Source organism: Pseudogemmobacter humi (assembly GCF_900609055.1).
Taxonomy (GTDB): domain Bacteria; phylum Pseudomonadota; class Alphaproteobacteria; order Rhodobacterales; family Rhodobacteraceae; genus Pseudogemmobacter; species Pseudogemmobacter humi.
In genome coordinates this window covers 1-205 of sequence record NZ_UXAW01000143.1, presented here as the reverse complement: position 1 = coordinate 205, position 205 = coordinate 1, and the positions used below count along the sequence as shown (strand labels likewise).

The 205-nt window shown below is 67.3% G+C and carries 1 pseudogene; it reads left to right on the top strand.

The annotated features are described in order from the left end of the window. A pseudogene (locus tag XINFAN_RS21570) lies at positions 1-205 on the top strand (amino acid permease); the annotation flags it as partial.

The following is a 205-nucleotide window of genomic DNA, read 5'->3' as shown; positions in this document are numbered from 1 at the left end:
CGGGCTGCATCGGGTGATCGGCTGGCCTGCGGCCTTCTGGGTGGCGGCCGGGGTTCCGGCGCTGGTGCTGTTTTCGATCGGAGGGATCGCGGCGACGGTGGGCACACCCTCCTGGGTGATCTGGATCATCTCGGTCGGTTTCGGCTTCATCCAGGCCCATACCTATGCCGAGATCGCCGGCCTGTTCCCGTCGAAAAGCGGCGGC